Raw genomic sequence first — 7504 nt, 5'->3', positions numbered from 1 at the left:
ACTTAAGTCACCCGCTAATAGAAATGATTTTAAACAGTGTTTTATGGCCTACAGGCCACGATTTAGTTGATATATTTTAAAATATCTATAATGTCTTTTTCAGTTAAGTTGGGATAAGGTGTCATTTGGGCTTGATTAAATTTATAATATAGCTCATTGGCATACTTATCACCACTTTTAATAACTTTTTGAGGATTATGAACCCATTTTACAATCCATTTCAAAGGACGTCTTTCAGAAATATTCTTTAAGCCCGGTCCAACCAAGGTTTCATCAGTGGTACTATGACAAGCAGCACAATTATTCCTGAATAACTTTTCCCCATTAATATTGTCCCCAAGATTATCATCTATTGGAGATATAGTTCCACAGAAAAATTGAGGTATCGGTTCTGGTTGAGCTTTTATCTCAAAGTAAGAATATATTACAAATCCAAAGGTAAGTGTTGATACCAATAGTATCAATAAGCTAGTTTGTAGGGTATGTAATATGAATATTTTCATCTGTAGAGAGAACAATGAAAAAGACCTAAAAAGTTTATAAACCTTTTAGGTCTTGGAGGTTACTTTTGATTCATACATTAAGAAATAGTTATTCCTGCATTCCGCATCATTTCTTTCCCTATTTCAATTTGTTCTTTGTATTGAATATTCTGATTCCGCAGATATTCATTGAAAGCAGCTTTAAATTCTTGTTGTTCTTCTTTTGAAAGAGTGTCATAATACTTTGACCAATCTCTTTCAATAAAACTTTCAGAAAGCTTGTCGGGAGCTTCTTTGAGTTTCTGAAAATGTTGCTTGAAATCAAAATTTATCATGGCTTTATTTATTTTCAGTTTTTAAAATATCTTTTATCAAAATATTTACTTCAGTCCAGCTATCAATTAATTTATCAATTTCAATTTGACTGGCATCTCGCTCAACAGCTTTTTCTAAATCCTGTTCAATATTGGACTTGATTTCTAAAAAATATTTCAAAATCTCATCTTTCATAAACAGTTAAAAATAAGAAACAATTTCAACTTTTTCAAGAATTAACTACTAATCAACATAATACGTTATGTCTATAAGGCAGAAAGCTCATAACTCAATACTTAAAACTTATACCTAAACAGCACTTCTCCCTTTCTCAATCGCCTTCGCTAATCCTGATACATCAGAACCACCAGCCGTTGCAAAGAAAGGCTGACCACCGCCACCACCTTTTACTTCTTTAGCCATATCACGGATGATTTGCCCAGCGTTTAGTCCTTTCTCAGCTACTAAATTATCAGCAATCATGACCGCTAATTGTGGTTTACCCGCTACTTCCGACCCTAATACACAATACAAATTATCTACTTTAGCCTTTAATTCATACGCCAGTTGCTTCAAGGCATCAGCACTTGGTACTGAAATCACCTCCGCAATGACATTTACATCGCCAACAGCTTGTACTTTCGTCAACAAGTTTTCCTTGATGGCTTGTAATTTTTCACCTTCAAAAGCTTCGATTTTTTTACTTAAAACAGCTTTCTCTTCTAGCAAAGCTTTCACCGCTTTCACAACATCTGATTGACCTTTGAATAAACCTTTCAATTCATTCACAATGGCTAATTGTTCTTCAAACATTGCCAACGCATTCTGACCTGTATAAGCTTCTACACGACGAACACCTGCCGAAACAGAACTCTCTGCCACGAATTTGAACAAACCGATTTGCCCAGTTGCTGGCACGTGCGTACCTCCACAAAGCTCTACTGAAAAATTAGGGTCAAACGTAATGACACGGACAAAATCACCATATTTTTCTCCAAATGTAGCTGTTGCTCCTGCGGCAACTGCTTCTTTGATAGGTACATTGCGTTTTTCATCTAAAGCGATGTTCGCTCTGATTTTAGCATTTACGATGTCTTCTATCTTCGCTAATTCTTCATCCGTCACTTTCGAGAAATGCGAGAAGTCAAAACGAGTAAGGTCTTCGTTTTGATACGATCCTTTTTGTGAAATATGCGAACCTAATACCTCACGCATGGCCGAAAGCATTAAGTGCGTAGCCGTATGGTTTGAAGTAATTTTACTTCTACGTGCCGTATCTATTTTGGCTACTAATTTTTTACCAGTAGCATATTGTTCAACAAATTTCTCGAAGTTTTTGTCCGTAGAAATATGAATAAACAAATCGTTTTCCTTCTTAGTATCCGAAATCTTGATAGACAAATCTCCTAACTCCAACACGCCAGAGTCGCCAACTTGTCCACCCATTTCTGCGTAGAAAGGCGTTTTATCTAATACGATATGGTATTCGCTTCCTGCTTTGGTTTTTACTTTACGGTATTTGATAAGGTTTGCTTCTGCTTCTGTTTCGTCGTATCCTACAAATTCAAAGTCAAAATCTTCGTCTGAAACAACTGTCCAGTCGGTAGCTTCTTTCGATGAATCCTTACGAGAACGGTCTTTTTGTGCTTGTAGGGCTATTTTATAGCCTTCTTCGTCGATTGATAAACCATTTTCACGAGCAATCAAGGCGGTTAAATCAGAAGGAAAACCGAAAGTATCGTTCAATTCAAACACGATTTCTCCTGCAATTCTTCCGTTTTTCTCTGTTTCAGCAATGATTTTATCCAATCTCGTCAACCCTGTTTCCAATGTACGCAAGAAAGAATTTTCTTCTTCTAAAATTACTCTTTCTACAAATTCTTGTTGAGCGATTAATTCAGGGAAAACACCATCAAATTGTTCCGCCAACAATGGAATAATACTATGCATAAATGGCTCACGGAAACCTAAATAGGTATAACCATAACGCACCGCACGACGCAAGATTCTACGGATTACATAACCCGCTTTGTTGTTTGAAGGCAACTGTCCGTCGGCAATCGCAAAAGCAATTGCACGGATATGGTCAGCAATTACTCTTAACGCAATGTCTTCCCATTTTCCCTCGCCGTATTTTTTACCTGCTTTTGCCGCTACAAAATTGATGGTATTCGAGAACACATCAGTATCATAGTTCGATTGTTTGCCTTGAATCGCCATACACAAACGCTCGAAGCCCATGCCTGTATCTACGTGTTTGGCTGGCAACGAAACCAATGAGCCATCTGCCATGCGTTCAAACTGCATGAATACGTTGTTCCAGATTTCTACCACTTGTGGGTGGTCGGCATTGACTAATTCTTTTCCAGATTTTTTGGCTACTTCCTCCGCATCACGTAAGTCGATGTGGATTTCAGAACATGGTCCACATGGACCAGTATCGCCCATTTCCCAGAAGTTATCTTTTTTGTTTCCTAAGATAATACGGTCTTCGCCCACCATTGATGCCCAAATGTCCCACGCTTCTTGGTCGAAAGGCACGCCGTCTTTTTCATCACCTTGAAACACAGAAACATAAATTCTATCTTTTGGCAATTTGAATACTTCCGTCAATAATTCCCAAGACCACGCCAAGGCTTCTTTCTTGAAGTAATCACCAAACGACCAGTTTCCCAACATTTCAAACATGGTGTGGTGATAGGTATCAAACCCAACGTCTTCTAAATCATTGTGTTTACCAGACACACGTAAACATTTTTGTGTATCGGCAATACGCTTTGAAGGAGGCGTACCATTACCCAAGAAAAAGTCTTTGAACTGAGCCATCCCCGAGTTGTTAAACATCAAGGTAGGGTCGTTTTTGGCAACAAGAGGAGCTGAAGGAACAATTAAGTGCCCTTTAGATTGAAAGAAGTCTAAAAACTGTTTGCGTATTTCTTTGGAAGTCATTATAAAATCGGAATTTGGTTTGTCCGAAGTAATGCTTCAGACAGTCTCTTTAAATTAACCGCAAAATTAGTGAATAGTCTTGGAGAATGTTAGTAATTCAAGAGAAAATGAAATGATATGGAAAAAATGAAGGTTTTTTCGGAGCTTGAATTCCTTAAATGCTATGATTTTACTTTTCACTGGATAATCTAATAGAAGGTAAAATAGCTGGATGTTGCTAATAGCAGGAGGCATTGGATAAATAAAAGCATGACAAAAGATGATGTGATGGTGTCTGAACTTATCATCAAGTTACCTATTTTTTCGGGAGATATACAAGGCTTTTTTGTTAAGTTTTTTTTGGTAGTTTTTGATTATGAATTTATTGTCGTATAATGTAGGCGTTAGGAGGTTTGAGGCTAATTTTTAATAAAAAAACCTTTAGGGAATAAGATTATTGAGGACTAATCCTTTCTATTAGCAGGTGACTTAAGTCCTACTGATTACCCACAAGTTGATAAACAATTGATAATCAATGTATAACAACCTCATCCCCCAACCCCTTCTCCTTCAGAGAAGGGGAGCAGACCTTGGTGCTTAATGCTCCCCTCTCTGAAGGAGAGGGGTCGGGGGTGAGGTTTCAAGGGCTATTTAAGCCCATTTTATCAATAATTACATCTTCATTTCAACTTTTTGAAAAGATGTGGGTAATCAGTAGGACTTAAGTCACCTGCTAATAGAAATTTTTGTTACAATTACTCATGGCATGACTTTGCCAATTCTATGGTTTTTATCAAGTATTTGGTAGTCGTGTCTTGAATTTTAAAGACACTTTTTATTAGAAAAACACCTTGCTAACCTATTTTTTTTGCTTTGGTAGTTGCTCCTGTCGTGCTGTGGTAAAAAATGCTACAGCACTGCAGGAGCAACTACCAAAGCACTGCAGGAGCAATGCTAGTATAATAAAACAATAGAAAACTATTAAACTTTAAAAACAATAACAACAACAATAATAAAGAAAATGGATGTTGTTGATTTTTTTATTGATTGATGATAATGATTCTTTTACTGTAAAAATCTGCTAAAAAAATAAGGCAACAGTACTTTGTTTTTTAAAGAAAAATTGCTATATTTATGTAAGTTTTACAAATTAGTGTCCCCAAGAGTTTTTATTAGCATTTACATTGTTTTTTAAGTTGAACAAATTAACTACACCCTACAAAAATGTACAAATATATTGCCAATATTATTTTGATATTAGCCTGCCTAATTCTCCCATCTTATCTTGTTTATATTAGAAAATACTTGAACGTCAAGCCTTTGCATGGTGTTTTTTCTTTATGTGCTGAAGTCGTTGAAGGACAATTGGCTGTTTATCAACGCCTGATTCTTTCGGTGAAATCTCAGTTTGTGCTATATGTTAGCCCAAGATTTATTGAAAATAAATGGCCGCCTACTCATTGCCTTCAATTCACGCATGACCAAGACGTGTTACCGCCGTAGGCGCATATCCAAAATGTTTTTTGAAGGCAAAGGAAAAATGTGATAGGTTTTCAAATCCTACTTCAAGGTATAAATCAACAGGGTTTTTCTTCTTTTCACTCAGCAGATAATGGGCTAGTGCTAAGCGTTTTTGGGTAAGCCATTTTTGAGGGGTGGTATTATAAACCTTCTTAAAATCACGCTTGAACGTCGTAAGGCTTCGTCCTGTCAGGTAGCCGAATTTTTCCATTGTCATGTTAAACATGAAGTTTTTCTCCATGTAATCCGACAAGTTGATTTTGCCCGGTTCTTCAAAATTGGCTAGCAAAGTATCTATGCTGATGTCGATAGTCCGTAGAATGGTGATGGCCTCCTCAATTTTGATGTTGGCAATATTATGTGGTAAGGCATCTTTCAAATCAAAATAGGGAATTAATGATGCAAGGCAACTTTCTAACAAAGGATGTTTATTGAAACTCCGAACGTTTTGTGGTCTTGGCAGATGGTTAGTAAAAGGCTTATTTCTATGATAAAAGTCCTTGAGCCTTTCTTTGGTCAAGTGCATGGCAACGGCTTTGTGTGGTTGTCCGTTTAAGGGATAATTGATAATCGTTGTGGGCTGATTACGTGGGATTAAAAAGATGTCACCAGCACCAAAGTAATGTGTACTATCGGCCTGTATAATCTTGGTTTCGCCAGAAATAAACCATATCAGCATGTGGTGTTCAAAAACAGTTTCGGTTTTAAAAGTACCTTCACCGAATAACGAAAGTTTGATGTCTGGGGTCAGATAATGTGTTTGAAACGCCATGTTTGTTGCAATTTTATAAAATACAATATCAGCCAAAAAAAAGAATCTTTGACTGATATTAGTATCACTGAAATGAAATGTTCATTAATCCTCAAAAAATACCCCTGTCATTGTCTCACTTAAAGCCCATAACCTTTGTGCATCAGCGGTGTCGATTGAATAGGGCTTTACGCCATGAAGGGTAAGAGGGTCACCAAAGTTGTGTTCAATTTGACCCTCATCAATGACTGCAATGTCGCAATTTTCACAATATAATCCGCCTATATTGTTTAAAAAAGCACTTGTAGCACACCATACCGTGGTGGCTGCGCCTTGCACAGTATTTTTTAGTTTTGCTGCAACAGCTTCAAAAATGTTTCCGTCGGCATCGTGGGTACCCATTTGCTGAAACAATTCCATAGGAGCCACCCGCCCTAAATCTGTACCAATGACAGACCCAGGATGCACAGCAAAAGAACGAATATTGAATTGCTCGCCCAGTTGGTCAAGTGCCACCGTAAACAGGTTGTTGGCCGTTTTAGATTGTCCGTACCCTTGTAATGTTTCGTATTCACGGTGTTGGAAATTAGGGTCGTCAAAATTAAAAGGGGCAATTTGATGTCCGTAAGATGACACATTAATCACCCTAGCGCCCTCGGCTTTTTTTAAGGCAGACCAAAGCCTTGCCGTCAACTGAAAATGTCCTAAATGATTGGTTGCTAGCTGTGATTCATACCCGCGACTATCGCGTTGTAAAGGAACCCACATGATACCTGCATTATTGATAAGTAGATGAAGCGGTCTGCCCGAAGCTATGAATTCCTTAGCAAATAAATCAATCGAATCGGGGTTCATCAAATCCATTGTCGCTACTTCAACATGGGGGATATTTTCCAGATTTTTGAGGGCTTTTGCCTTATCACGAGCAGGCACAATTACGGTTGCTCCTGCGGATACCAAGGTTTTGGTTGTTTCCAGACCAATGCCAGCGTAGCCACCCGTAACGATGGCAATTTTTCCTGTAAGGTCTATTCCCTTGATAACGTCGTGTGTGGTAGATGTTGCATTAAAGCCCGAACCTATTGGTTTTTGTAATGTTGTCTGATTGTCTAGTCTCATTTTTTTTGTTGTTTGATTGATACAAAATTAGCCATTGCTGAACCAGACAACTTTGTTTTAAAGACCGTATTTGCTTTGTTTTAAGGGCCATTTGTTTGTGGGCGTATGCAATACGCCCCTACGTTTTTAAACTGTGGTTTGTGTGTTGCAGAACATGGTGTAAAACCCCAACTCATGGCATGACTTCAAGTCATGCCATGAGTAATTTTTTTCGCCGTTGTTAGTGTTTTTCACCAACAACATAAGCGTCAGCAACTTGTCAACTTAATAGTTTGATTTTATTATTTTTTTGGAGTGTTGCTGACGCTTGATTTGTTGGTGAAAACACCATAGCCGTCAGGCTAATTTGAAAATCTTATCTTTGTGATATGGGAAAAGATTATTTTAA

Annotated in this window: 7 protein-coding genes; 1 reads left to right on the top strand and 6 read right to left on the bottom strand. The window is 37.6% G+C overall.

The window, feature by feature from the left end:
• Positions 1–62 precede the first annotated feature (62 nt).
• From AC07XN_RS22270 to alaS, 4 genes are all read right to left on the bottom strand, one after another.
• Positions 63–503, bottom strand: a complete 441-nt coding sequence (locus tag AC07XN_RS22270; protein WP_494744651.1) for a c-type cytochrome — start codon at positions 501–503, stop codon at positions 63–65.
• 77 nt (positions 504–580) lie between these two features.
• Complete coding sequence (locus AC07XN_RS22265) at positions 581–817, bottom strand: hypothetical protein (RefSeq protein ID WP_309919453.1); 237 nt, start codon at positions 815–817, stop codon at positions 581–583.
• 4 nt (positions 818–821) lie between these two features.
• Positions 822–992 (bottom strand): hypothetical protein, encoded by a 171-nt coding sequence (locus AC07XN_RS22260; RefSeq protein ID WP_309919457.1) that lies wholly within the window; start codon positions 990–992, stop codon positions 822–824.
• Positions 993–1106: 114 nt separating this feature from the next.
• On the bottom strand, positions 1107–3746 hold the full coding sequence (gene alaS / locus AC07XN_RS22255) for an alanine--tRNA ligase (RefSeq protein WP_494744650.1): 2640 nt from the start codon (positions 3744–3746) through the stop codon (positions 1107–1109).
• 249 nt (positions 3747–3995) lie between these two features.
• On the opposite strand from alaS, the gene AC07XN_RS22250 reads away from it, so the two are divergent.
• Positions 3996–4121 (top strand): hypothetical protein, encoded by a 126-nt coding sequence (locus tag AC07XN_RS22250; protein ID WP_494744649.1) that lies wholly within the window; start codon positions 3996–3998, stop codon positions 4119–4121.
• 1075 nt (positions 4122–5196) lie between these two features.
• Here the strand turns inward: AC07XN_RS22250 and AC07XN_RS22245 are convergent.
• Positions 5197–6018: an AraC family transcriptional regulator gene (locus tag AC07XN_RS22245; protein WP_494744648.1), complete on the bottom strand. Its 822-nt coding sequence runs from the start codon at positions 6016–6018 to the stop codon at positions 5197–5199.
• Positions 6019–6102: 84 nt separating this feature from the next.
• Positions 6103–7116, bottom strand: a complete 1014-nt coding sequence (locus AC07XN_RS22240) for an SDR family NAD(P)-dependent oxidoreductase (RefSeq protein WP_494744647.1) — start codon at positions 7114–7116, stop codon at positions 6103–6105.
• Positions 7117–7504: the final 388 nt, after the last annotated feature.

It is taken from the genome of Arcicella sp. GW458-12-2-14-TSB2, from assembly GCF_059423785.1.
The sequence above is the reverse complement of the archived record's forward strand: the minus strand, read 5'-3'. Positions and strand labels throughout refer to the sequence as shown.